This window comes from Brevundimonas sp. TWP2-3-4b2 (assembly GCF_049897345.1).
Lineage (GTDB): Bacteria > Pseudomonadota > Alphaproteobacteria > Caulobacterales > Caulobacteraceae > Brevundimonas.
The window spans coordinates 191,010-216,474 of record NZ_JAFCWB010000002.1 but is presented as its reverse complement, the minus strand read 5'-3'; the positions used below and the strand labels follow the sequence as shown (position 1 = coordinate 216,474).

20 protein-coding genes and 1 tRNA gene are annotated in these 25,465 nt (G+C 63.4%); 18 read left to right on the top strand and 3 right to left on the bottom strand.

The features are described 5' to 3' along the window. The first annotated feature begins 74 nt into the window (after positions 1–74). From ACP7AS_RS04620 to ACP7AS_RS04590, 7 genes are all read left to right on the top strand, one after another. Entirely contained in the window at positions 75–4,976 is a 4,902-nt protein-coding gene (locus tag ACP7AS_RS04620) for a beta strand repeat-containing protein (RefSeq protein ID WP_426027689.1), read from the top strand. Between the two features lie 558 nt (positions 4,977–5,534). Further along, the gene (locus ACP7AS_RS04615) at positions 5,535–7,427 is read left to right on the top strand and encodes an AAA family ATPase (protein WP_426027688.1); all 1,893 of its coding nucleotides are present in this window, start codon (positions 5,535–5,537) and stop codon (positions 7,425–7,427) included. A gap of 337 nt (positions 7,428–7,764) precedes the next feature. Continuing rightward, on the top strand, positions 7,765–8,310 hold the full coding sequence (locus ACP7AS_RS04610) for a hypothetical protein (RefSeq protein ID WP_426027687.1): 546 nt from the start codon (positions 7,765–7,767) through the stop codon (positions 8,308–8,310). After that, entirely contained in the window at positions 8,297–10,060 is a 1,764-nt protein-coding gene (locus tag ACP7AS_RS04605) for a phage terminase large subunit family protein (protein ID WP_426027686.1), read from the top strand. Before ACP7AS_RS04610 ends, ACP7AS_RS04605 begins: the two co-directional genes overlap by 14 nt. 39 nt (positions 10,061–10,099) lie before the next feature. Next, positions 10,100–11,023 carry a hypothetical protein gene (locus ACP7AS_RS04600; RefSeq protein ID WP_426027685.1) on the top strand — a complete coding sequence of 308 codons (924 nt, stop codon included), beginning with the start codon at positions 10,100–10,102 and terminating at the stop codon, positions 11,021–11,023. 77 nt (positions 11,024–11,100) lie between these two features. Further along, positions 11,101–11,931, top strand: a complete 831-nt coding sequence (locus ACP7AS_RS04595) for a TIR domain-containing protein (protein ID WP_426027684.1) — start codon at positions 11,101–11,103, stop codon at positions 11,929–11,931. A 148-nt stretch (positions 11,932–12,079) separates the two neighbouring features. Next, positions 12,080–12,520 carry a hypothetical protein gene (locus ACP7AS_RS04590; RefSeq protein WP_426027683.1) on the top strand — a complete coding sequence of 147 codons (441 nt, stop codon included), beginning with the start codon at positions 12,080–12,082 and terminating at the stop codon, positions 12,518–12,520. A gap of 593 nt (positions 12,521–13,113) precedes the next feature. On the opposite strand, the gene ACP7AS_RS04585 is transcribed toward ACP7AS_RS04590, so the two are convergent. Then, on the bottom strand, positions 13,114–13,371 hold the full coding sequence (locus tag ACP7AS_RS04585) for a hypothetical protein (RefSeq protein WP_426027682.1): 258 nt from the start codon (positions 13,369–13,371) through the stop codon (positions 13,114–13,116). Between the two features lie 623 nt (positions 13,372–13,994). Between ACP7AS_RS04585 and ACP7AS_RS04580 the strand changes: the two genes are divergently transcribed. Genes ACP7AS_RS04580 through ACP7AS_RS04540 form a run of 9 tightly spaced genes read left to right on the top strand, consistent with a single transcriptional unit; the run spans position 13,995 to position 22,931 of the window. Then, entirely contained in the window at positions 13,995–14,552 is a 558-nt protein-coding gene (locus ACP7AS_RS04580) for a hypothetical protein (RefSeq protein ID WP_426027681.1), read from the top strand. Between the two features lie 2 nt (positions 14,553–14,554). Then, positions 14,555–14,893, top strand: a complete 339-nt coding sequence (locus tag ACP7AS_RS04575; protein WP_426027680.1) for a hypothetical protein — start codon at positions 14,555–14,557, stop codon at positions 14,891–14,893. Position 14,894: 1 nt separating this feature from the next. Beyond that, positions 14,895–17,903, top strand: coding sequence for a phage tail length tape measure family protein (locus ACP7AS_RS04570; RefSeq protein ID WP_426027679.1), 3,009 nt, complete (start codon positions 14,895–14,897; stop codon positions 17,901–17,903). Then, on the top strand, positions 17,900–19,348 hold the full coding sequence (locus tag ACP7AS_RS04565; protein ID WP_426027678.1) for a phage portal protein: 1,449 nt from the start codon (positions 17,900–17,902) through the stop codon (positions 19,346–19,348). The genes ACP7AS_RS04570 and ACP7AS_RS04565 overlap by 4 nt, the downstream gene beginning before the upstream one ends. Then, positions 19,335–21,146, top strand: coding sequence for a prohead protease/major capsid protein fusion protein (locus tag ACP7AS_RS04560; RefSeq protein WP_426027677.1), 1,812 nt, complete (start codon positions 19,335–19,337; stop codon positions 21,144–21,146). Before ACP7AS_RS04565 ends, ACP7AS_RS04560 begins: the two co-directional genes overlap by 14 nt. Beyond that, positions 21,097–21,372: a gpW family head-tail joining protein gene (gene gpW, locus ACP7AS_RS04555; RefSeq protein ID WP_426027676.1), complete on the top strand. Its 276-nt coding sequence runs from the start codon at positions 21,097–21,099 to the stop codon at positions 21,370–21,372. The genes ACP7AS_RS04560 and gpW overlap by 50 nt, the downstream gene beginning before the upstream one ends. Before the next feature lie 2 nt (positions 21,373–21,374). Beyond that, entirely contained in the window at positions 21,375–21,704 is a 330-nt protein-coding gene (locus ACP7AS_RS04550; protein WP_426027675.1) for a DUF2190 family protein, read from the top strand. Between the two features lie 2 nt (positions 21,705–21,706). Continuing rightward, a complete protein-coding gene (locus ACP7AS_RS04545) occupies positions 21,707–21,901 on the top strand; it encodes a hypothetical protein (RefSeq protein ID WP_426027674.1) in 195 nt (64 codons plus the stop codon). Next, on the top strand, positions 21,891–22,931 hold the full coding sequence (locus ACP7AS_RS04540; RefSeq protein WP_426027673.1) for a tyrosine-type recombinase/integrase: 1,041 nt from the start codon (positions 21,891–21,893) through the stop codon (positions 22,929–22,931). Before ACP7AS_RS04545 ends, ACP7AS_RS04540 begins: the two co-directional genes overlap by 11 nt. 68 nt (positions 22,932–22,999) lie before the next feature. On the opposite strand, the gene ACP7AS_RS04535 is transcribed toward ACP7AS_RS04540, so the two are convergent. Further along, positions 23,000–23,075: transfer RNA gene (locus ACP7AS_RS04535), tRNA-Lys, on the bottom strand. 202 nt (positions 23,076–23,277) lie between these two features. On the opposite strand from ACP7AS_RS04535, the gene ACP7AS_RS04530 reads away from it, so the two are divergent. Then, positions 23,278–24,729, top strand: coding sequence for an amino acid permease (locus ACP7AS_RS04530; protein WP_426027672.1), 1,452 nt, complete (start codon positions 23,278–23,280; stop codon positions 24,727–24,729). Then, positions 24,729–25,082, top strand: a complete 354-nt coding sequence (locus ACP7AS_RS04525) for an Hpt domain-containing protein (RefSeq protein WP_426027671.1) — start codon at positions 24,729–24,731, stop codon at positions 25,080–25,082. The genes ACP7AS_RS04530 and ACP7AS_RS04525 overlap by 1 nt, the downstream gene beginning before the upstream one ends. Here the strand turns inward: ACP7AS_RS04525 and ACP7AS_RS04520 are convergent. Beyond that, entirely contained in the window at positions 25,079–25,462 is a 384-nt protein-coding gene (locus tag ACP7AS_RS04520) for a DUF1330 domain-containing protein (protein WP_426027670.1), read from the bottom strand. The genes ACP7AS_RS04525 and ACP7AS_RS04520 overlap by 4 nt on opposite strands. Positions 25,463–25,465 lie beyond the last annotated feature (3 nt).

Here is a 25,465-nt window from a genome sequence, read left to right as displayed (position 1 = left end):
CCTATCTGGTCTTCGGTCGCGCGGGCGGCTTCGGTGCCGGTCTGGACCTGTCCACGCTGAATGGCTCCACGGGCGTGATCTTCCGGGGCGGGGCGGCAGGCGACGGTCTCGGTTTCGCCGTCTCGTCGGCGGGCGACATCAATGGCGACGGCTTCGGCGACCTGATCCTCGGCGCGCGGCAAGCGAACGGCGGCGGCGATCTCGACGCGGGGGCCAGCTATGTGGTGTTCGGCCGGGCCGGCGGGTTTGCCGCCGGAATTGATGTGGCCGAGCTGACCGGCACCAACGGCTTCGCCATCGTCGGCGCCGATCCAACCGACCTTAGCGGCTACTCGGTCGCGGCCGCGGGAGACGTCAACGGCGACGGTATTGGCGACCTGATCATCGGTGCCCCGCAGGGCGATCCCGGCGGAAGGGCCAATGCGGGCGAGGCCTATGTCGTGTTCGGCCGAACGGGCGGCTTCGGGGCGACCCTGGACCTGGGCACCCTGAACGGCACCAACGGTTTCACCATCTCGGGCATCGACGCCGGCGATAACGCGGGCTGGTCGGTCGCGTCTGCCGGCGACCTGAACGGCGACGGTCGGGCGGACCTGGTCATCGGCGCGCTCTATGCCGATCCGGGCGGGCGTGAAAACGCCGGAGAGACCTATGTCGTGTTCGGCCGGGCGGGCGGATTCGGGGCCAATCTGGACCTGTCCTCAATGCCCGCCTCCATGGGCTTCGCCATTACCGGCACGGCCGCGCTGAATCTGACCGGCCATTCTGTGGCTTCGGCCGGGGATGTTAACGGCGACGGCATCGACGACCTGTTGATCGGAGCCCTCTATGCCGACGGGACCGGCGGCATGGACGTGGGCGAAACCTATGTCGTGTTCGGGCGCGCCGGCGGCTTCGGGGGCGTGCTGGATCTGGCGTCTCTCAATGGCCAGACTGGTTTCGTCATCCGCGGCGCGGCCGCCGGGGACTTCAGCGGTCACTCGGTCTCGGCGGCCGGCGACGTCAACGGCGACGGCTTCGACGACCTGATCATCGGTGCCCCGCAAGCCGACCCGTCAGGCCGCGCGAACGCCGGATCGAGCTATGTCCTGTTCGGCGCGGCGAATGTCACGCGCACGAGCAATGACGCGACGGTCACCGTGACGGTGACCGGGGTCAATGACACCCCGGTCATCACCTCCAACGGCGGTGGCGCAACCGGCACCGTGACCGTGACAGAGAATGGCACGGCCGTCACCACAGTGACCTCGGTCGACCCAGACGCTGATGCTCCGAGGACCTACTCCATCGTTGGCGGAGTCGACGCGACGCGCTTCGTGATCAATCCGGCCACCGGAGTCCTGACCTTCGTCAGCCCTGCCAATTTCGAAGCGCCGTCGGACCAGAATGGCGACAATGTCTACGAGGTCGTGGTCCAGGCGTCCGATGGAGCGCTGGTCGACACCCAGACCCTTGCGGTGACGGTCACCAATCAGAACGAGACCCCGCTCATCACCTCTAACGGCGGCGGGGCGACCGGCGGCTACACCATCTCGGAGAATACGACGGGGCCCAATACCGTCTCCGCCGCCGATCCGGACGCCGGGGCGAACCTGACCTATTCCATCATCGGCGGTGCGGACGCGGCCCTGTTCACGATGAATGCGGCGGGGGTTTTGAGCCTCATCAACCCGCCCAATTTCGAGGCCCCGACCGATCAGAACGGCGACAACATCTATGAGGTCATTGTCCAGGTCTCGGATGGAACGCTGAGCGACACCCAGACCATCAATCTCACCGTCACCAACGCCAATGAGGCCCCGGTCATCACCTCGGGCGGTGGCGGACCGTCGACCGTCATCTCCGGTGTTGAGAACAGCACGACCGTGACCACGGTCGTCGCAGCGGATCCCGACGCGGGAGGCAGTCTGACCTGGTCCATCCTGACCGGCAGGGACGGGGCCCGGTTCGTGATCGACGCCACAACGGGCGTGCTGACATTCGTCGCGGCTCCGAATTTCGAAGCCCCGACCGATCTGGACGGCAACAATGTCTATGAGGTCGATGTCCGGGTTTCGGACGGCCAGGGCGGGACCGATGTCCAGACGGTTTTCGTCAACGTCGGCAACGTCAATGAAGCCCCGGTCATCACCTCCAACGGCGGCGGGGCGACTGGCGGCTATACCATTTTCGAGAACACGTTTGGGCCCAATACGATCACGGCGACTGATCCGGACGCCGCGTCGAACCTGACCTATTCCATCATCGGCGGGGCGGATGCCGCCCGGTTCACGATGAACGGGGCCGGCTTCATCAGTCTGATCAACCCGCCGAATTTCGAGGCCCCGACGGATCAGAATGGCGACAATATCTATGAGGTCATTGTCCAGGTCTCTGACGGAACGCTGACCGACACCCAGACCATCAATGTCACCGTCACCAACGCCAATGAGGTGCCGGTGATCACTTCCGACGGCGGCGGAAGCTCAGGGACCGTGTCTGTCGCCGAAGGTTCCAGTACAGTGACCACGGTGACGGCCGCGGATCCCGACGCCGGGGCCCAGATCACCTATTCGATCGTGGGCGGCGCGGATGCTGGACGATTCACTATCGATCCGGCCACGGGCGTGGTGGGCTTTGTCACACCCCCCGATTTCGAACTGCCTCTCGATGCCGGTGGGGACAACAACTACGACATTGTCGTCCGGGCCTCCGACGGGGTGAATGCCGACACCCAGAACCTCCGGGTCACGGTTACCGACGTCGCGGAGAACATCCTCAGCCTGACAAACGTCGTCAGCTTGTTGGCCGTCAATGAGGGGGATCCCTTCGTCCAGATCGACGCGGACGTCACCTTCGTCGATTCCGGTGTCGGCTATGACGGCGGCCTCCTGAGCGTCACGGGGCTGTTGCTTACGGATCTGGTCTCGGTGAGGAATGTGGGGACCGGAGCAGGACAGATCAGCTTCCAAAGGGGCGTGGTCGGCTTCGAAGGCGTCGATATCGGGACGACCACGATCTCGTCGAATGGATTCGTTGTCTTCCTCAACGCCAACGCCAACCGCGCCGCAATCGAGGCCCTCGTCGAGGCCTTGCAGTACAGCTCGACCTCGGACGTCATCGTCTTGCCGCATGCCCTCGTCCTTCAGATCCAGAACAGCCTCGGCGAGAGTTCCGCGCCGGTGCAGGTGGCGGTCCAGTTCACCGCCGACATTCTGAACGGCAGCGCCGGTGACGACACCCTGTCGGGCCTGCGAGGCAATGACGTCATCAACGGGTTCGACGGCCTGGACACGCTTTCAGGCGGGGCCGGAAACGATATCCTCTTCGGCGGCCTCGGAAATGACAGTCTGGACGGCGGAGACGCCGACGACACCCTGTACGGAGATGATGGCATCGATACCCTGAACGGCGGGGATGGCCGTGACCGACTGTTCGGGAACGCCCAGAACGATACCCTGTACGGGGACGCCTCCGATGACTTCCTGGACGGCGGCAGCGGCGACGATACCCTGGACGGCGGGGCCGGCGACGACCGGCTGCTGGGCGGCAATGACGTCGATGAACTTCTGGGCGGCGACGGGCAGGATCGGCTGGATGGTGGGGACGGGAGCGACGTCCTGTTTGGCGGCCTCGGTCATGACATGCTTACGGGCGGGGCCGGCGTCGATGACCTGCACGGCGAAGACGGCGACGACCAGCTGTACGGCGGCGGCGGCAATGACCAGTACCAGGGTGGCGACGGGATCGACACGGCGATCTTCAAGGGCCCGTTAAGTTCATACACCATCCAGTTCCTCACCGTCGGTGTCGTTGGGGTCACCGGCCCGGATGGCAGCGACCTGGTGTTCAACTGCGAATTTCTCCAGTTCGACGACCAGACCATCAATCTTTTCGGGGCCAATAATGAGCCGCCGCGGATCACCTCGGACGGCGGCGGGTTGGAGGTCGGCCTCGACATCACCGAGGGCCAGACTGTCGTCACCACCGTTGTGGCGACGGACGTCAACCAGAATCCGGTCACCTACAGTATCGCCGGCGGCGCGGACGCGGCGTGGTTCACGATCGATCCGGCAACGGGGGTCCTGACCTTCGTCGCGGCCCCGGATTTCGAGGCCCCGACCGACGCGGGCGGCGACAACACCTATGACGTCATCGTCGCGGCGTCTGACGGCCTGATGTCCGACCTGCAGGGGATCACCGTAACCGTGTCGGACATCGCGGGCGCGCTCACTACCCCTCTCTCTGCCAAGGGCAGCGGACTGCAAATCTGCTATGGAATCGGCGGCGGCGACGGCGGCGAATCCAGCTCGCTGCAGGGTCTGCCGGGTGTTTCAGACGAGGCAAGCCCGCCGCCTGTATTTGAGGACCTGGGAGACCTGCGGGCAGTACCGGACGTCTTCCATGTTCAGGATCAGTCCCTGTCGCCTTCGTTCCGGCTGGCCGACGCCATCCAGATGTCACCGCCACTCACCGCCTGGGGAGGTGATCCTGCGCTGACGGTCATTGACGACGGCGGCCTCCCCGGTGACCCGGATGGTTCGTTCGGCCTCGGGGATGCGGACGAAGCCGTGTTCGTCGTGACCGGAGGGCTCGTTGACACCCCCCTGGTGTTGCCGGGTGAGACGGGCATGGATCGTTTGGACATCGGCACCCCGTCCGACCTGTTCACGGGCCGGAATGGCGATCTGCCGCTGGCGGTCATGGACGACGGTACGATCATCGGCGGTTCGGATGGCTTCGGGAGCACCCTCCACTTCGAAGTGCGGGCCTCCGGCGACGACGGGTTCTTGCTGACCGGTGACCTTGTTGATCAGCCCTTGGTCCTGCCGGGTGACGCGACTGGTGACGCCTTTGGCCCCGACCCGATGTCCGACCGCTTTACGGCCCTGTTTACGGCCTCGGCGGGAGACACCCCGCTCACGGTCCCGGAAGACGGACAAATCCTCGGCGCCGAACCCTGGATCGACCCGGGCGGCCTCTACAACTGGGCCTGAACCCGGAACGGATGAGGAGGAATCGCGCAGCGGTTCCTCACATCCGGCCCATGAGGCGGTTAACTGATTTCCGGAGAGCAGGGCGTTTCTCGACCTGCCGCGGTTAACGGGTCAGCACCCGTCGTTGGGGGGTCGGGTTTCTCGCCGAAGGAGCCCGGGCCGGGCTCAGTCCATCGGACTTGGGACGATGGTGGGTGATGTAGGGTTCGAACCTACGACCCGCTGATTAAGAGTCCCCGGTCTGTCTTTGTTTTCGCCGCGCTTTTTCCCCAACTAAAGGGAAAACGCCACGTGGCTAATCAATACGTTACCGCAAAAACTCCAACTGAAATCGCGCCCGATTTACTCGATCTGCTAGGCTTGCCTGGACCGCCCGGAACGCGAAACGCCGCCCCGGTTGGTCCCCGGAACGGCGTCGCAGTCGATAAGGAAGTCCGTCAACTTCAAGTCAACACTTACCACGAAACCGACGATTTTCTAGCCCTCCCGATCAGTCCGTTAGACGCGCCTATCGCCGTCACTCACTTCGCGGACGCGACCGCTAAGCGACAGACTCGGGTGACCACGACGTTCCGGCAACTCGCGGCCCGGATCGAAAGCGAACGGGCCCCCGCGAAGGCCGATCTCCCGTGGCTGAAGCTGGCCACGTTCGGGGACCTCACGACCATTAAAGGGGCGCTCCGCCACGACGCGAACCTGGTCAGTGTGACCGGAGTTGAGGGCGACTATGATGCGGGCGAAGTGTCGCCAGCTGAGGCGGTCGCACGGCTCCGCGCGGCCAACCTCGCCGGCATCATCTACACGACGCCGACGCATACCCCCGCCGCGCCGCGGTGGCGCGCCCTCTGCCCTACGTCGTCACCGATGACCCCGGCCGACCGGGACGCCATGTGCGACCGCCTGAACGCAGCCCTTAGCGGCATCCTCGCTCGAGAATCCTTCGCCCGGTCGCAGTCCTACTATTTCGGGGCGACGGGCGACGGCCGTGACCACCGCGTGCACCTGGTCGACGGCCGGCCGATCGACAAGGCGACCGAACTGCACAAGGTCGCAGCGCCGGACCCGGTCACCGAACCGGACGATGACGATTTCGACCTAGAGTCGCTGATCGCCCCGGATTTCGAGCGCATCGGCGGCGCCCTAGCTTTCATCCCTGCCGACGACCGCGAGGATTGGCGAACGGTCGGGATGGCGCTGCACTCCGAGTCCAAGGCGAGCGACGCCGGGTTTGACGCGTGGTCCGAATGGTCGCGTGCCAGCGAGAAATTCGACGCCAAAGATCAGCGGCGCGTGTGGGAGTCGTTTGGCCGGCGACCGGGCAAGCGGGTTACCATCGGCTCGCTCTACAATTTGGCCAAGGCGAACGGGTGGAATGCAAAAGAGGCCCCCGCGCCGTCGCGCCTCACCTTCCTCACGCCCTCCGAATGTCAGGCCACCCCTTCGCGTGGCTACGTCGTCAAGGGCATCCTCGCGCCGGGTGACGTCGGCTGCATTTTCGGCGCGCCCGGTGCCGGCAAGAGTCTGATCGCTCCGCATATCGGCTACGCGGTCGCGCAAGGCCGCGCGGCGTTCGGGATGCGGGCAAAGCCGGGTCGCGTCTTCTATGTCGCGGCCGAAGATCCTCACGGGATGCGCGGTCGCGTAACTGCCCTGAAAATGCGCCACGGTGACGCCGGCGACTTCACCCTGGTCGAGGGTGTCAGCGATCTGCTATCGACCGATAGCCAAGACCTCGAGGCGCTGAAGTCGGCAGTCGAGACACAGCGACCCGCGCTGATCTTTCTCGACACCTTGGCTATGGCCTTTCCCGGGCTCGAGGAAAACTCAGCCGAGGCGATGGGACGCGTCGTCGCCGTCGCCCGGTCGCTCGCTCAATGGGGCGCCGCGGTGGTCCTGATACACCACGACACGAAGGCTGAGGGTAAGACGCCCCGCGGTCACTCGCTGCTGAACGGCGCCTTGGATATGGCCATGCACGTCAGCCGAGACGACGTCGGCGTGGTACGTGCGAAGCTGACTAAGAACCGGAACGGGTCGTGCGACCGCGACCTGGCGTTCGTGATCGACACCCGAGTCCTTTGCGAAGATGAGGACGGCGACGCGATCACGGCCGCCCTGGTCGATGAACTGGCAAGCGGTTCGGTGCCTCGCGCGGAAAAGCTGACTGATAGCGCCAGTGCAGCCCTCGCAATCCTGACCGGACTTGAGGCGGACAAGCCGGACAATGCGACGTGTCCGGGGGTGCCCGAATGCGAGTGGCGCGACGCGTGTGTGGCCGGTCGGGCCGTGTCCGGGTCCGAAAATCCCGACAGTCGAACCAAGGCATTCAGGCGGGCCAGCAAAGAACTAGCCGGACAAGGCCGGACAATCATCATCGGTGATTACGTCCGTTCGCATATCCCCCTGTCTAACAAGCACTATTTCGATGATTTGGGGACTTTCGATGAGTAGCCGGACATTGCCCGGACAGGGCCGGACACGGGCCGGACATTGCCCTCGCCATGCTGCCGATACCCCGGACAGACACGGACACACCCCTATAGGGGGTGTCCGGGTGTCCGGGCAGGCAGGCGCCGACCTCGAAACTCTCACTGGAATGATCGACTGCCGTGCGGCTGGGCTGCGCCTGACGTCACCGTGGAAGTTGAACCGTGGCGATCGGAGCGGTTCGACCGTGGCGACCGAAAGGTACTTCCCGGGGGGTGCCGTGCCGGGGGGGACCCAGACCGCGAAGCTTCACGCTTTGCAGGATTTTTGAATCATGGTTTCCGACCTAACACCTATCCCGTTGGACCTGGACGACCTGCTAAGCCTCGATTCCGGGCCGCTGAGTGGTCTCGCTGCCCCGTCCGCCCCCGCGGTGAAGGCCGCCCCTGCAAAGGCCTCAGACGCGCTTATTTCGGCGACCGATCTTGCCGACCTTTTCGACCTTACGCCGCGGCGTGTCGGGCAGTTGGTGGACATGGGCATTATCCACAAATCCGGCGGTCGCTTTGATCGGCGCGATTGCACCCGCGCTTATGCAGCTTGGCTCAGAAATCAGGCGCAGCGCGGCGTCGCCGTAAATGATGAACTGAAGGCTGAGAAAATCCGGCAGGCGCGCGAGGCCGCCGACAAGCTGGCGATTCAGAACGCGGCCGCGCGCGGCGAGATGGTCGCCGCGTCGGCGGTCGAGTCCGCCTGGTCAAACGTCCTGCGTGAAGTGCGGTCGATGTTGCTTGCCGTCCCGTCGCGCTGTGGGGCCAGCTTGCCGCATCTCACGACCCACGATGTCCGGGCGATCGACGGTGAGATCAAATCCGCGCTGAGAGGTTTGGCCGATGACGACGCTTGACCTGGTCCGCAGCCGCGCGCTCCAAACCCTCCGCCCGCCTCCTGAGATGGCGACGGCCGATTGGATTGAAGCGAACATTCATCTCCCGCAAACAGCGTCGGCGCTGCCCGGGCGAATGAAACTTTGGCCCTATCAGCGCGGAATTTGTGACGCCCTGGACGACCCGGAGATTGAACGGGTCACCGTCATGAAGTCGGCGCGCATCGGCTACACGGCGCTGCTGTCCGGAATCATCGCCAGCTACGTCAGCAACGCGCCGGCGCCGATTCTTGCCGTTCAACCGACTGCCGATGACGCCCGCGACTACGCCGTGGATTTAGAACAGACATTCGAGGCGTCGCCGGCCTTGCGCGGTCTGCTGTCCGATAAAGCCGACGAGACCGGCCGATCGACCATGCTCAACCGCCGTTTCCCGGGTGGGTCGCTCAAGTTTCTCGCTGCAAAGTCGCCGCGGAATTTACGCCGACATACCGCGAAGATTTTGGCCCTGGACGAAGTCGACGGCTACGAAATTAGTCAGGAAGGCGACCCGATCGCGCTTGCGGAAATGCGAACGCTAACCTTCCGCGACCGCAAGATCCTATCCGGCTCAACGCCAGTGTTTGACCATGGTCCGATCACCCGGGCTTACGATCAATCGGACAAGCGGATTTACGAATGCTGCTGCCCGTCCTGTGACGAGTTCAGCGAGATCCGGTGGTCCGATATTCGCTGGAACGAAGGCGACCCGGATTCGGCGCACTGGATTTGCCCGGCGAACGGCTGCGTCGTCGAAGAACGGCACAAAGTGGCGATGGTCGCCGTCGGCCGATGGCGCGCGACGGCACCGGAAGTGCGCGGCCACGCCGGCTTCCGGATCAACGCCCTGATCAGCCCGCACCACAATGCGCGATGGGGCAAGTTGGCCGCTGAATTCCTACTGGCGAAGCAATCGCCCGACACGCTGCAGACCTTCACAAACCTGGTCCTAGGCGAGCCTTGGAAAACGGCGGGTGAAGACCTGGACGAACACGCCCTGTTTAACCGCCGGGAGCCGTGGAATCTGACCGCGATTCCCGAGGACGTACTTTTCCTGACTGTCGGCGTCGACTGTCAGGACGACCGACTCGAAGCCGTCATCATGGGCCATGGGCGGTCGGACGTTTTCGTTCTCGAGCATCGGGTGATGTGGGGACCGATCGACAGTGACGCTGTGTGGCTGGATCTGGAGTCGATGTTGCGGGAGACGTGGCCGCATCCGAACGGCGGCACGCTCAAAATCGACGCCGCGGTGATCGACTCCGGCGACGGGGGTCACACTGACATCGTGCACGGCTTCACCCGTTCCCGGTTCGGCCGGCGGATAGTGAGCGGCAAGGGCGTCGCGGGGTTCTCGCGGCCCTTCCTCCAACGGTCGGGCGGCAAAGGCCAGGCGGCGCTTTGGTTGGTGGGCTCCGATGCGGTGAAGGCTCAGATTTTTGCGCGTCTCGCACGCGAAACCGGCTTCCGGTTCGCTGACTCATTGGCGCCTGTCTTTTTCGAGCAACTGGCGTCTGAGCGGAAAGTTGTCCGCTACACGCGAGGCGTCCCGCAAGCCCGGTTCGAGCGGATCAAGGGTAAGCGGGCGGAGACCTTGGACTCCTGCGTATACGCTTGGGCGGCCCGATCGCTGATCGGAATGAACCTGGACCGGCGAGCCGAGGAATTATCGTCTGCAGCTGCGCCGGTTGTGCTTCCGAAGGCTGTCAAATCGGCGTGGCTGAACCGTTAACAGTTGCCTGTCGCTGAAGTTGTCGGTCATGCTTCGTGAATGACGACTTACGCGATGCGACTCCGATTTTCTGTCCAGAAACGGATCGCAGGCGATGCAGCGCCGATCTGGTTTAAGATCGGCGATCGTGACGTGAGATTGCTCCCCCGGGAGAAAGAAGCGCGGCTCTCTGACGCGAAAGACCTCGTCATGATAGCGACAGGCTTTGAGACGGCCGATGCCGCCGCAAAAATCGGACAAACCCTCAGTCGGGCACTACGCGTTTACGACGCTCATCATCGTATGGGGATCGACATCGGTGAAGACATTGCAACGGCCCAATTCGGACAGATAGCCAAAGAGGCGATTAATAGGGGCGGGGGTGTCCTTCGAGATGACGTGCACGGTATCGATGTTTACGAAGACACCGGCCGTGAAGTTTTTTTACGTGTCGAAATACACGGCACTGTTAGCACTCCGTCCGACGTCGTCGTGGCGCGACTGCAGGGCTTTGCTACTCATGATGGCGAGTTGTCTGGCGATGCCTTGGGCGCCTTGGTGCAATTGAATGCCGCAATCTCCGCTTCGTCAGATATGGCGAAAATGGCCCTAGCCGTCTCTGCAATCGAAGGCTTGGGGCAGTCGGAAAATTGGTCTTCTAGCCAAAAGGCCGTCCTCGAGAGCCTTCGCGGACTCGCAGCGAGCGATCCCTCGTTGACCCAGATTGAGCAAGTGGAACTTGCAGAAGCCATCGAGCGCGGTGTGTTCAAGGTAAGCCTTCGCCAAGGCGTTATGCGTCTGTTCGACCGCTTGGATTTGGGTCACCTCCGAAAACAGTGGGACACCGCTTATGCGCTGCGTAGCGGGGTGATCCATGGAACGAAGCCGCTCTCCCGCAGGGAGATGTCAACGCTCGCAGAGGGTATGCTCGTTATGGCCCAGACCGTTGTGCTTCGTTATATCGGAGGGAACAGGGCTGATTAACGTCGGGTCCCGACAAATTGCGGACAGTCCCGCCGACCGAGTAGGACCGAATATTCCCTCAACGCAAGGCGACGATCGTGCCCAAACAATACGAGATTGCCCTATCTTTCGCCGGTGAGCAGCGCGACTACGTTCGAGAAGTATTCCGGCATCTCAATGCAGCCGGCATCGTAGCATTTTATGATGAGAACGAGCGCGCAAATTTATGGGGAATAGACTTACCTGAACACTTGCAGCAGGTATACATCGGCATGGCTGACTATGTTGTCATGTTTATTTCAGCTGACTATGTGACAAAACTATGGACCGGTCACGAGAAGCGAGCTGCATTGGCGGCAGCGCTCGCGGCAGGGCGAGAGTATATCCTTCCAGTAAGGTTCGACGACACAGACCTTCCGGGACTTAATCCAACCGTTCGCTTTGAAGACGCAAGAACCACGTCGCCGCTTGAATTAGCTGACTTAGTAGCACGTAAACTTGGCAAAGCCCTTCCCAGCATCGCCAAGGCCAACTTTATACCTCCACCAGCATCTGCTGGTAACTCTGGAACTGCCGTTTTCCTAATCGATGACCACGACGGTCGTTTCTTGATCGGCCAGGGTCACTGTGAGATCGAGACGATGTGGACTCGGGCAGGGGCGGGCTCGGCACATGTCTACAACGACCCCCCCTCAATCTCAGGAGTCGCCATTGCGGAGGGCGCTAGCGAAATCACAGACGTGAAAGATGCCAAAGGCAATAATTTCACCTCGCGAACTCGCACACCAAATGTCGGGCAGATCGTCGTTATCAAAAGTAATAAGGGTGTCTATGCGGCACTCAAGTTGAAGAGCGTCCATCCTCGCGTGGAATTCGACTACCAGATCCTTGCCGATGGAACCGCCGACTTTTCAAGTCCGAAGGCGTAATCGCTCGACGTCCGCTTTCCACCCGTAGGCGACGGTCGGCTTCCGACCCACAGCGGACATTAGGTCTGCGCCAGAGACTGGAAACAGCGCCCCCCCCTGTGTGATAGTCCACTCGGGGGAGAAACTGACGCGAGGATGGGTTTGTAGGGTGGATGCTAGGTTTGAAGACGTAATCGAGTCGCTGGGCGAGATGCCTCTTGCGGTAAGCAACATCTACGCTCTGTCCCATACGTTCGGGCAACCAATCAGGGTTGTTTTTGTCCTATCAACTGGCAGACGGATCATGATCCAGCCGGACTATTTGGAGGAGGAGGTCGGAGGGATCGGTTATTTGGTTGCGACCGATGACGTTCCTGTCGACCCCGCAGGTTACCCCAAACAGTCTTTATCCTCCGCCAACCGGATAGAAAAAATAAGTCTCTATGTAGTCAGCGGATGTCCCTACCCAGCTCGTGTTGTGATCAATATGGTTGGAGGACTCATAGAAATATCTGCTGACGGATTTCCCTACGGTGTGGCGTATGCCAGCGGTCAAGCTAAGGCCGGAACGCCCCAGTTTGATGATGCTGAATACTCCGCATACGAATGAGGTAATATCCGCTTCCCACGCATGAGCGACCGTCTGCTCCCGACCCGTTGTGGACGCTCGCACCCCTGTGTCATCCTGCCATATGCACACGCTTCGCCCCGTACCTGTTTTCGTCTTGTTGGTGATGGCGGTGGGAACAGTGGGCTGTGGAGTTCAATCCCTTGGCACCCCGAACACAAGTATGGAGCGCCACTCGTCGGCAGCATGTGAGACGGTCGAGCTCGGCGACATCTTCGACAGGCCCGAAGATCATTTCGGCCGGTGCCTCCGCTTCCGCGGCCCGGTTGTCATAGGCGCACATTCAAATGTGGCCTTCGTCTCATCCGACCCTGCACGGCGTTCTGACATTGTGATTAGCTCTGCCGTCAGAATGTCTGACGCAGCACGAACCGGTTGGCGCGAAGGGATGATTGCGGAAGCAACTGGCGTTCTGGTGCCACTGGAGCCCTGTTGGACAGTTTGCCCAGACGGGAGTTCCGGCTGTGCGCCAATAATGAGGCCGGTTCAGATCGAGGGCGGCTCTCTAACCATCGTGCGCTGATGTCCGCTTCCCCCCCTTAGCGGACCCTACGAGAGTCCGCTTTCCGCTAGGTTCAGACGCCCGATGCGTGCCACGCGATCATTTCGCAGAACCCGACTTCGACACCCCCGAATTCGCCGTGAGCGATCATGGCTTTGGTGACGTAGCCCAAGAGCGGCGGCACGTCGTGGTGGCGGATGTATTCTAAAACTTCTTTGGCATAGCCGTGCCCTTTGGCGTTGTCTGCGCCCCAGTTTCCTGAAACCTCCGGCGCCCAAAACGCAATGACCGCGCCTGCATCCGAATATGTCGCGAAGCTAAATTGTGTCACGTTTGTTCTCCATTGCTGATAATTGAAGCAAATAGAGTCACAATCGGAACGTCAAGACTCTTAAATAGAGAAACGACTCTCCTATTGCGTGGCTTGGCTGCTTATACGTGACCACGCGCGTTCGACGTCTACTTGACGGACAAACTCGTATGATCGGCCGCGCCGCCAAGGGCGCCGCCTGAGCACTGGGCCGATTTTCTCTCGAACTTCGGAGATCCGGACATCGGGGTGAAGGCCGCGCGGCGCGTCGGGTCCGCCGGTCCCGTACAGGGCGTCTCGCAAGAGGATCAGATCATCATCCATGGGGCACCTCCAAACAAAGGGGCGGGGAGACGGCCGGCCTCATCCCCATGATTCCCGGCCGTCTCCGATAAGGTCGCGATGGCGCATGGCGAACGCCCGCGCAACCTCCCCGCCTGTGTCGCTGCCCAAGGAAAGGAACAAAACCTGCGGCCTCGACAAAGCCAAGGTCGCACGTATGACCGCAGATGGCAAGTAACGGCGCCATAAGTTGTTTCTCTAGATAGGATAAACCCGATATTCTCTTATCTTGAGAAAGTATAAAATTTGACTCTGCTTGGCTGTTTTCGATATAGGCAAAAAGAACAGCACAGGGAAATCTGATGATCGCCGAAACCAAAACTCTTCTTCAGATGGCGCAGTCGTTCGCAGTGGCGGACAGCGAGATTGGCGAAATCCATCGGAAGCTTCGCCACTTCGATGCGCACGGTTTAATCAAAGCCGCTCCCCTTCCGCGCGACGGTCGCGGTACCAGTCACTTCGACCTCCGGGAGATGTTGATTGGACGATTGCTCCTAGCCGCGTCTGACATCGACATGACGTGCCGCGACCTGGGCTGGCTTCGGAATGTGATCGACCACGGCCGGACTGTCGTTTTTCCCGAATGCGGGAACTACGAGATCAGTCTCGACGCGATCATTCCGAGAATCCGAGGTGGCGAAAATTGGCTTGTGGAACTGGCATCGGCGCGATCCACGGACGCTGAGGCCCGGACCACACTGTCGCAATGGGTGCGTCTCCGGAGTGACGGGCACCAGCTGCGCTTCGGCGCCGCCCCGTTGTCCCCTGGCGTTCTGCTTGGCGACGGCCGGCCGATCGAAACCGTCACATACATTCACGCGACCAATCTGTTGCTCCCTCTGATCGCGACTGAGGCCTGACCGTGGTCGACGCCTCGCCTTCAGCTGACGTCGCGCTGCTGTGTGAAGTGGCCGCGCTGCGCCGCGCCGAACTCGGTGCCATTGCCGATCGGTACATGATGCCGGTGGCCAGTGCGGAGCCGGAGGTTTCTGACGCGGCCAAGGACGCTTGCAACAGAGAGATCGCTTCCGTCTTCGCGCGGGCCGCAATCGATCAGGATTTGAAGCGCGGCACCCAAATCTTCGCCGCCTGGGTCAGCGTCTTGGGTTCGGAGAAAAAGACGCGCGATCTTATGCTGCGCATCGGTCGGATTGCCGGTGAGAATTGCCGCCGGTTCAACGCCCCGGGCAAGGGCAACTGACATGGCGAACGGGCAGAAGTCAGTCGAACTCCTCGTAACAGCGCGTGACGCGACGAAGGCCGGTCTCGCTTCGGCGGAATCTGGTCTTCGTCGTTTCGCCGCGGCCCAAGAGAAGACGAGCCGCCGCCGTGACGTGATCGCCGGCAAGCAGGCAGAACTCAAGGCCGGGGTCGATCAGTATGCGGCCCTGTCTGCGGAGGTCGGACGCCTCGGGCAGAAGATGTCGGAGGCCAAGCGTCCGTCGGCCGCGCTGAAGGCAGAGTTCGCCTCGCAGAAGGCCGCCGTGTCCGCGCTTCGGGCGCAACTGCGTGAGCAGGCCAACGCCTATATCGGGATGACGTCGAGTGCCCGTGGCTCCTTCGCCGCCATGGACGCGGTCGCCACCGGGGCCCGCAAGTCTGCCGCTGCCGTCGACGCAGAGACCGCAGCCCTTGTCCGCAACACGGGCGCCCTGCGGAGCAACGCCTCGGCTGCGGCGCTGAAGGGTCGCGGTGCCGGCGGCGACCTGGCCGGACAGATCACGGACTCCGCAGCCACCCGCCAAGGTCGCGGCCCGTTGGGTCTGCGTCCGTTCGAGTTGCAGAATCTCAGTTACCAGATCAACGACGTCTTCACGCAGATCGCCAGCGGGACGCCCGTCACGCAGGTTTTCGCGCAGCAGTTCGGCCAGATCGCCCAGATTTTCCCCAAGGTGATCTCCGGCGCGCTGCGACTCGCTCCTGCTATCATCCTGACCACGGCAGCCCTTTCGCCGTTCATCACCGCGTTGACGCGGGTCAAGAACGAAGCGGAATCGCTCAAGGCGTTCGACCAGTTGCTGACGCGGTCGGGCAACGGTGCCGACTACACCGCGGGCAAACTCGCAGCCCTCGCCCAGAACCTCGACATCTATGCCGGGTCGCTCAAGGACGCGCGGACGGCCCTGACTGAGTTCGTCGGGGACAACGTCGCCCCGGAATATCTGGAACGCTTCGGCCGCACCGCCCTGGACTTCGCCAAGGTGATGAAGGTCGACGTCAAGGACGCGGCCAAGACAGTTTCTGATGCCTTCAGCGGTAACGCCGACGCGATCCTGACCCTCGACGACCAGTTGAACTTCCTCACCGCCGCCGAGCGCAAGCACATCAAGGCGCTGCGGGATCAGGGCAAAGAGGCGCAAGCGCGGACTGAGGCGTTCGCCATCTTCGAGCGGCGCTACGGCGAGACGGCTGCGAAGATGCGTGGCCCCTGGACGCAGATCCTCAAAGATTTCGGCGCGGCATGGGGCACCTTCGTCAACACCGTGAACTTCCTCGACTTCGGCCGGGCCAACGCGAACATCAGCAACTTGATGCGGAGCATCGCCAGGCTAACGGCGATGCTCCCCGGCGCGAACAAATCCACGCTTGCCGCGTCCCGCGCCACGTTCCTCCGCAACTCGCGCGAAATCGAAACGCTATCGGACGCGCAGACGTCGGCTGGTGCGAACCGGGGGCAGGGCGGCGATCGTGCCGCGGTGGCCGCGCAGACGCGCCGGCTCGCGCTGCTGCGGAACGAAAATGCCGAACTAAGCACCCTCATTGCTCGACAAGCTGCAGCAGAGCCCGGCCAAGGTCTGCTCGGTCCGCCCCCCGCTGCCCCTGACACCGTCACCCGACCGCCCCCGGCCTCCAATCTCCCGAACGCACCCGCCGACCGCGTCACGGATGCGGAGCGACTGGCCAAGGCCCAAGCGGACTTCGTGGCCGGACTGGTCGCGGAAAACAAAGAGCGCGAGTTCGGCGTCACCCTGATCGGGCAAACGGAACGCGCGTCGAAGATTGCCGAGGCCATCCATGCTGCCGAGATTGCGGCGGCTGAAGTACGGCTGACGCTGACGGACGCGCAGCGCGAGGCGATCACGCGGACTGTCGGCGCGACCCACGATGCCGAGGTGGCGCAGCGGGCATTCGAGGAGGTCAACAAGGCAGCCCTCGAACTGGCAATCCAGCGGGGCGAAGTCGAAGCCCGTAACGCCTTCATCGCCCGGAGCCTCGCTGAAGAGGGTCTGACGGCGGCGATGGCCCTGTATGCCGTTCGGGCGGACCAGCTGGGCCAGGAATACGACTTCGAGGAGGCCGCCCGGAAGCGCGCCGCCGCGGAAAAAGCGGTCAACGATCTGATCGCCCTCCGCTCACAACTGCAGGACCGGGCGACATTCCTCCGTGGCAGCGGAGACACCGCCGCCGCCGCCGCTATTGAGCAACAGATCGTCGGGATCAACGAACGACTCCTCGCTGCGATTCCGAACGCGATTGCCCTGTTGCGGGCACTAGGCGGACCGGAAGCCGAAGCGACCATCCTGACGCTCCAGACCGTGCTCGATACGACCGCGGGCATCGGACAGGCCGCCTTCGTTACCGGTATCCAGATCAACGATATGCTGGCCAACGGGGCGACCGATGCCTTCGACCGGCTCGCTCAGTCGATCGCTGAAGGCAAGAACGTCATCCAGTCCCTTGGTGACACCTTCCGACAGTTTGCGGCCGACTTCCTGAAGCAGATCGCCAAAATGATCCTGCAGCAGATGATCCTCAACGCCCTGCAGTCCATGGGCGGCGGACCGGTTAAGGGTGGGGCCGGCAGTGGTGCGGGTGACTTCCTGAGCCGCACCATCACAAGCCTCTTCGGCGGCAAGTCGCCGGGCGTCGGCAAACACGGCGGCGGACTGGTCGGCGCGTCCGGCCGGCGCATGATCCCGTCCTCGATCATCAGCGCGGCGACCCGCTACCACACGGGCGGGATCGCCGGGATGCGTCCTGACGAGGTCGGTGCGGTGCTGAAGCGCAACGAAGAAGTGCTGACCGAGAGCGACCCGCGTCACCGCTTCAACGGGGGACTCAACAAGGGCTCAGGCGGCGACACGAAGATCGTCAACATCTTTGACCCGGCCGAACTGCTTGAGAAGGCGCTGGCCACCTCCGCCGGCGAACGGGTCATGCTCAACTTCGTCGGTCGTAACTCCGGCGCGTTCAAGGCGGCGGCCGGATGACCAGATCAAACACATTCCTGGCGCGCGTCGCCAATGCCGCGGCTGCTTTGACGGGTCGCCCCACTGGCCCGGTTTCAGTTCGGCGCTTCGATGCCGCCGGCAACGGACGGGCATGGGGCAACCCTCATTTCGGTCGGGTCGCTACCGAAACGCTCGCCGCGACCGCCACGGTTCGAAGCCGTGCTCGCCATGCCTACGCAAACAACGCCCATGCGCGGGCCGCTGTTGACGCTTGGGTTGCCGCATTGGTTGGAACGGGTGCCCGGCCGACGCCTTCGCATCCCTCCGCTGACATTCGAGCGGAGATCGGTGCCGCCGTCGATAAATGGGCGAATGAAGCGGATATCGGTGGCCGTTCCGATTGGTGGTCGCTGCAGGCGGATATTGTCCGCGAACTGGTCATTGCCGGCGAAGCCCTGGTCCTGATGATCGACACGCCGGATGGCCTGCGCCTTCGCCAGATCCCGGTCGAACTGCTGGACGATAGCGAGACGATTGATCTGGCCAACGGCGGATCAATCGTCGGCGGGGTCGAGTTCGACACTCAGGGCCGCCGGGTCGCGTACTGGATTCGGCCGGAGCAAGCCGCTTCCGCTTACGCATCTTGGGCACCGGCGAAGCGAATGGACGCGGCCGACGTCCTGCACATTTTCAAGCAGATCGGGGCAGGTCAGGTGCGCGGGATTTCGTGGCTTGCTCCGGTCCTGTTGAATCTGAACGAAATCGACCAACTGAGCGACGCCTTGCTCGTCGGCTTCAAAGTTTCGGCGATGTTTGCCGGGTTCCTGACCAACGAAAACGATATGTCGGGCGACAACCCGTTCGATGGTCAGCAAGACTATTCGATCATGACCGGCGGACTCGAGCCGGGGACGATCAAGGTTGTCCCTGCCGGTTTCAAACTGAACCTGACCTCGCCTCCCCAAGCGCAGCAAGCGCCGGATTTCCTGACGGCTGCAGTTCGCACCGTCGCTGTCGGCATGGGCGTTCCCGCTCACCTTGTCAGTGGCGACCTGTCGAAAGCCAACTACGGCTCCCTTCGCGCGGATCTGGTCTCATTCCGGCAACGGGTTGAACAGGTGCAATACGGCGTCCTCGCGCCGCAACTTCTGCGGCCGGTGCATTCGCGCGCTGTCACATCACTGATTTTCAGCGGCGCGATCTCAGGGACGGACTTTGAAGCCGCGCCGCGGGATTGGACCGACGCTGAGTTCATCATGCCGGCGCAGCCCTGGATCGATCCCGCAAAGGACGCTCAGGCGCTCGAAACCCTCATGGGCGCGGGCCTGATGTCTCGCTGGCAAGCTGTCGCCGAACGCGGATGGTCTGTCGAAGCGGTGGATGCGGAGATCGCAGCCGACCGCGAGCGCGAGGCATCGCTTGGCCTGAACTTCGCCGCCGCCCCCAAACCAATTTCCAAGGAGGCCGACAGTGCTGACGCTTGAACTAGAAACCCGTCGGGCGCCGTTCGCGCCGTCATCGTTCGACCCGGAATCCCGGACCATTGAGGCGGTCATATCTACGGGGGCTGACGTCCAACGCAGAGATTCGCGCGGCCCGTTCATTGAGCGGCTCGACACCTCCGCAGTCGATCCTGCCGGGCTAGCGGGCATCGTCGTTCTGGACGGCCATCGACAGACCGGTTCGGAACACGTCGTCGGAACCGTCGTCAGCGCGCGGCGCGAAGGCGGGGCCATCGTCGCAACAATTCGCCTCTCGGCTGCGGAGGACGTTCGTTCGACCGTCCTGAAAGTCGAGGAAGGAATCCTGCGTGGTGTGTCGGTTGGTTACGCCGTCACCCGCTGGATTGAGACCACCGATCCACAAACCAAGGTCCGGGTTCGAACCGCCGCGAACTGGACGATCAAAGAAGTCAGCCTGGTCGGCATTCCTGCCGATCCGGCGTCGCAGATCAGGAGTGAAGCGATGACCACCCAAACCACGGCGGCCGAACCGGTCGTCCAAACCCCTCCGGTCGCCACGGCGCCGGCCACAGTGACCCGCGCTGAAGCCCATGCGCAGATCCGCTCCCTCGCCGAAATCGCCGGCCTGTCCCGCTCATGGGCGGATGAGCAAATCGACGCCGAAGCCGACGTTCCGGCGGCAAGGGAAGCTGCGTTCGCCGCGATGCAAGCGCGGTCTGCGTCGGGTGCCACGGTTCGCGCGCACATCACGGCAGATCACACCGATCCGGCAGTCCTGATCGAACGGCAGGCGGAAGCCCTGGCCTGTCGGATGGGCGGTCGCGAAGCGTCCGAACCGGCCCGGCAATACCTGGACCTCGGTTTCGTCGACTTCGCCCGGGACGCCCTGGTTCGAGCCGGGGTGAGCGTCGGCGGAATGTCGCGCGAAACCCTGTTGCAGCGGGCCATGACGACTTCGGATTTCCCGCTACTGCTTGAGCAATCCGGAACCCGGGTCGTCGACAACGCCTATCAGGTCGCCGCAAGCCCGCTGAAGGCACTCGCTCGCAAGCGGACCGTAACGGATCTTCGCCCGGTCACGATCCTGAAGGCCGGCGAGGCGTCACCGCTGCAGAAAGTGACGGAAGCCGGCGAGGTGAAATCCGTCACGATGGGCGAAGCTGCTGAAGGCTACACGATCGACACCTATGCCGGCATCATGTCGCTCAGCCGCAAGCTGCTGATCAATGACCAGTTTGGTATCTTCGGTGACGCCGCCACCCGACTCGGCAAGGCCGCCGCTCAGGTCGAAGCTGATGCGCTGATCGGCCTGCTGACGCAGTCGAACGGCGCGGGCCCCGTCATGTCCGACGGCACGCGACTCTTCCATGCGGACCACGGCAACCTCGCTTCGGTCGGAACTGCCCTGTCGATCGCCTCGCTTTCGGCGGGCCGGGTCGCTCTGCGGACGCAAAAGGGCATTGATGGGGTTAGCCCCGTCGCTGTCACGCCGAAATACCTTGTCGTCGGGCCGGAACAAGAGACGGCCGGCGAACAACTGCTGACCGTGCTCAACGCCGCCAGCGCCGACCAGGCCAACCCCTTCGCCGGCAAACTGACCCTGATCGTCGAACCCCGCATCGTCGGCGACGCCTGGTATCTCTTCGGCGACCCGGCGACGGCTCCGGTTCTCGAAATGGCCTATCTAGGCTTGGCGCCCGGCCCCCAGATCGTCACCCGCGAGGGCTTCGAAGTTCTCGGCCGCGAATTCCGCGTGTCCCTGGACCTCGGTGTCGGTGCCACCGATTACCGCGGCGCCTATCGCAATCCGGGCGCCTAAAGTGATCGCTTCAATCCATCAACGTCTGTCTGAGGCCGAGGCTGCCTACCATAGCCTCGCCCTTGGACGGTCGGCGGTCGAAGTTCGCGATTCCAGTGGCGAGGCCGTGAAATACCGGCAGGCCGATTTCTCAGCCCTCGCCCGATACATCGCGGACCTGAAACGCCAAATCGCCGGCTTCCGGCAACCCAAAACCATCCGATTCAACACCTCCAAAGGAGTCTAGTTGTGAGAAATCATGTCCAACCTGGTCGCACTGTGACCATCCCTGCCCCCGCGGCTGTCCTTTCCGGCGGCGTCGTCATTGCTGGCAACATCATCGGCGTCGCGAACGGCGCTGCAGCTATCGGCGACCCGGTCGACGTCGACGTGGAAGGCGCATTCGAACTGCCGAAGGTGTCCGCCCTGGCGATCGCCCTTGGCGACCTCGTCTACTGGGACGCCACCGCCGGCCTAGTGACGAAGACGGCTTCTACCAACAAGAAGCTGGGCTATGCAGTCGCGGACTCGTCAAATCCGTCGGCCACGGCCAACGTGCGCTTGGTTCCGGTCATCTGAATATGGCGCGAGTCTCCACCCGCTTCCGTCAGGCCGATGTTGCGAAGGCGCTGAAAGGTGCCCTCGCAGCCGGCTTTGACGTGGGCGCGGTGGAGATCGGCGCCGACGGCATGATCAGGATTGTGCGGAACACCGAAAAGGCGAAGAATTCGTCCGATCCGTTCGATCAATGGAAGGCGAGTCGCGATGCGCGTTAGGCTGAAAGGGATCAACCGGATCTCAAAGCGTCTCGCTGACGGCTCAACCGTCACCTATCATTACGCTTGGAAGGGCGGCCCGCGGCTGAACGGCAAGCCCGGCTCGCCGGAGTTCATCGCCAGTTACAATGAGGCCGTGAACGCCCGGAAGCTGACGCCCGAAGGCACCATGCGTTCAATCCTAGACGCATACGAGTCGTCTTCGGACTTCAAGTCGCTCGCGGACCGGACCCGGGCCGACTACAAAAAACACCTTCGTGCCATTGCCGGCGAGTTCGGCGACTTCCCCCTCGCTGCCCTGAACGATCGCCGCTCGCGTGGCGAGTTTCTGGCGTGGCGTGATCGCCTGGCGACGACCTCTCGCCGGGGGGCCGACTATCGGTTCGCCGTCTTCGCGCGCGCCTTGTCGTGGGCTTTCAATCGCGGCCTGACGGCGATTAATCCCTTGGAGAGACCCGGCCGACTTTACCGGGCGAACCGGAATGACGCGATCTGGACCGACTCGGACGAAGCGGCATTCCTCGCCAAGGCACCTGCGCATCTGCATTTGGCGCTGACGCTCGCGCTCTGGACGGGGCAACGGCAAGGCGATCTGCTGCGCCTGACCTGGACCGCATATGACGGGCAGTCGATCCGCCTGAAGCAACGCAAAACCGGCGCCCGCGTGGCGCTTCCGGTCGGCGCTCCCCTCAAGGCTGCGCTTGATACGGCCAAGGTCTCAAAAAAGGACGCCGTGACTATCCTCACAACCGAGGCCGGCACGAGTTGGACGGAGTCCGGGTTCCGGGCTTCGTGGCGCAAGGCCTGCGTCAAAGCTGGCGTGTCTGACGTCACCTTCCACGACTTGCGGGGAACGGCCGTAACTCGCCTGGCGCTTGCCGGGTGCATTGAAGCGGAGATCGCAACCATCACCGGACATAGCTTGCGCGACGTCGGGTCGATCCTGGACTCGCACTATCTGAAGCGCGACGGGGGCCTCGCTGAGTCCGCTATTCGCAAGCTCGAAACGAGAACGAAAACGCCCAACTAGACTCCCAACTGCTCGTTAGGTGTCTGAACGATCCATTGAAAAAGTGCTGTAAAATCAAAGACGGACGATGGTGGGTGATGTAGGGTTCGAACCTACGACCCGCTGATTAAGAGTCAGCTGCTCTACCAACTGAGCTAATCACCCGGACCATGCGTCTGGCAGAAGCCTCGCAAGACCTGTGCCGTCCCGACCTGGGCCAATCTGGGACGGGCGTCGGCGGGGAGGAGCGTTCCTAATGGGAATGCCTCTCGCGTGCAAGGGAATTTGGGCCTCCGTTCCGCTTTGTCGCAGGACGGTTTAGGGTCGGGGAATCAACCGCCGGAGCGCGGTGTCGAGGAAATGCATCATGGCCTTCTGGAACCGTCGACGCTCGATCGACGCCATGCTGGCACCGCACGACGGGCCGGCGCTGAAGAAGACCCTGAGCTGGCCGCACCTGATGGCGCTGGGCGTCGGGGCCATCGTCGGCACCGGCATCCTGACGCTGATCGGGGTCGGGGCCGGGCTGGCGGGGCCGGCGGTGATGATCAGCTTCGCCCTTGCGGGTCTGGTCTGCGCCTGCGCCGCCCTGGCCTATGCGGAACTGTCGACCATGATGCCGGCGGCGGGCAGCGCCTATACCTACTCCTATGCCGTGCTCGGCGAGCTGATCGCCTGGATCGTGGGCTGGAGCCTGATCCTGGAGTATTCGCTGGTGGTGTCCGCCGTGGCGGTGGGCTGGTCGGGATACGCCGTCGGGTTCCTCTCCGGGATGGGGATGGACCTGCCGACGGCGCTGACGGTCGGTCCGCATGTGGCCGGGGGTATCGTCAACCTGCCGGCCGTCTTCATCATCGCCGTGGTCACCGGCCTTCTGCTGCTGGGCACGCGTGAGAGCGCCAACCTGAACGCGGTGCTGGTGGTCATCAAGATCGTCGCCCTGATTGCTTTCGTGGCCATCGCCCTGCCGCGGTTCGACCCCGCCAATTTCACCCCCTTCATGCCCAATGGTTTCGGCGCGCCGGCCCTGCCGTTCGCCGAGCAGATTACCGGCCAGCCCGTGGTCCAGACCGGGGTCATGGCGGCGGCGGCGATCATCTTCTTCGCCTTCTACGGCTTTGACGCCATCTCGACTGCGGCCGAGGAAACCAAGCGGCCGGAGCGCGATCTGGCCATCGGTATCGTCGGCTCGATGGTGGTGTGTACGGCCCTGTATCTGGTCGTCGCTGCCGCTGCGATCGGCGCTCGCCCCGTGGCCAGTTTCGCGACCAGCCCGGAACCGCTGGCCCTCATCCTGCGCGAGCTGGGGCAGGGCACGGCGGCGCAGTGGATCGCGGCCAGCGCCGTGATCGCCCTGCCGACCGTGCTGCTGGCCTTCCTGTTTGGCCAGAGCCGCATCTTTCTGGGCATGGCCCGGGATGGCCTGCTGCCCCGCCGCCTGGCCAAAGTCTCTGCGCGCGGAGTCCCGGCGGTGGTGACGGTCTTCACCGCGATTGTCGTGGCCGGGCTGGCAGGCGTGATGCGACTGGACGAGCTGGCGTCGCTCGCCAATGCCGGGACGCTGGCCGCCTTTGCGGCCGTGGGCGTCTGCCTGATCGTGTTGCGCATCCGTGATCCGCACCGGCCGCGCCTGTTCCGGGCTCCGCTGTGGTGGCTGGTGGGCGCGATCACCATCGTCGGCTGCATCGTCTTCTTCTTCAGTCTCGCGGCCCGGACGCAGATGTGGTTCGTGATCTGGAACGCGATCGGCCTGGTCATCTATTTCGTCTGGTCGTCGCGGAACTCGCGGCTGGCCAGAGGTGAGGAGACCGCCGGCTGATGGCCCTGCGCGATCTGACAGGCGCGGTCGACTTCTCCGTGCTGGAGGCGACGACCGACGGCGATGACGCGATCAGTGATGAGGTGCTGGGCCTGTTCGGGCAGCAGGCGAGTCTCTGGTCGCCGATGCTGGACGTGCGGAACGAAGGCTGGCGGGATGCCGTCCACACCCTGCGCGGCGCGGCCCTGGGCATCGGCGCAACGGCGCTGGCCCAGGCCTGTCAGGCGGCGGAGGCGGCCGACAAGGCCCTGGCCCCACCCCTGCTGGAACGGGTGCACGATGCTCTGTCCATCGCCCTGGCCGACGTCGCGGCCTGGCGCCACGAACTGATGCTGAGGTCGCTGCGGGGCTAGGGGGCGACACCGTCGACGATATAGGCCCGTGACGTCGATGCGGCCTGCCGGATCGGCAGGATCGCCTGGTATTCGGGGGAGGCCAGAAAATCGGCTGCGGCCTGGTGTGAGGGAAACTCGACCACGACGATCCGGGCCGTCGGCGGCTCGCCGATCATGGGGGTCACCGCCCCCGCCCGGACGAGATAGCGACCGCCGAAGGCCGCCACCACGGCCGGCGCTTGCCGCACGTATTCGGCATAGGCCGCTGGATCGGTGACGGTGATCTCATTGATGATATAGGCCCTGGCCACCGCAGCCGGGGCGGTCTGCGCTCCCGCAGGGGCGCTGAAGCTCAGGAGCGCGAGCACCGCGAGCGGCGCGATCAAACGGTGGATCATCTC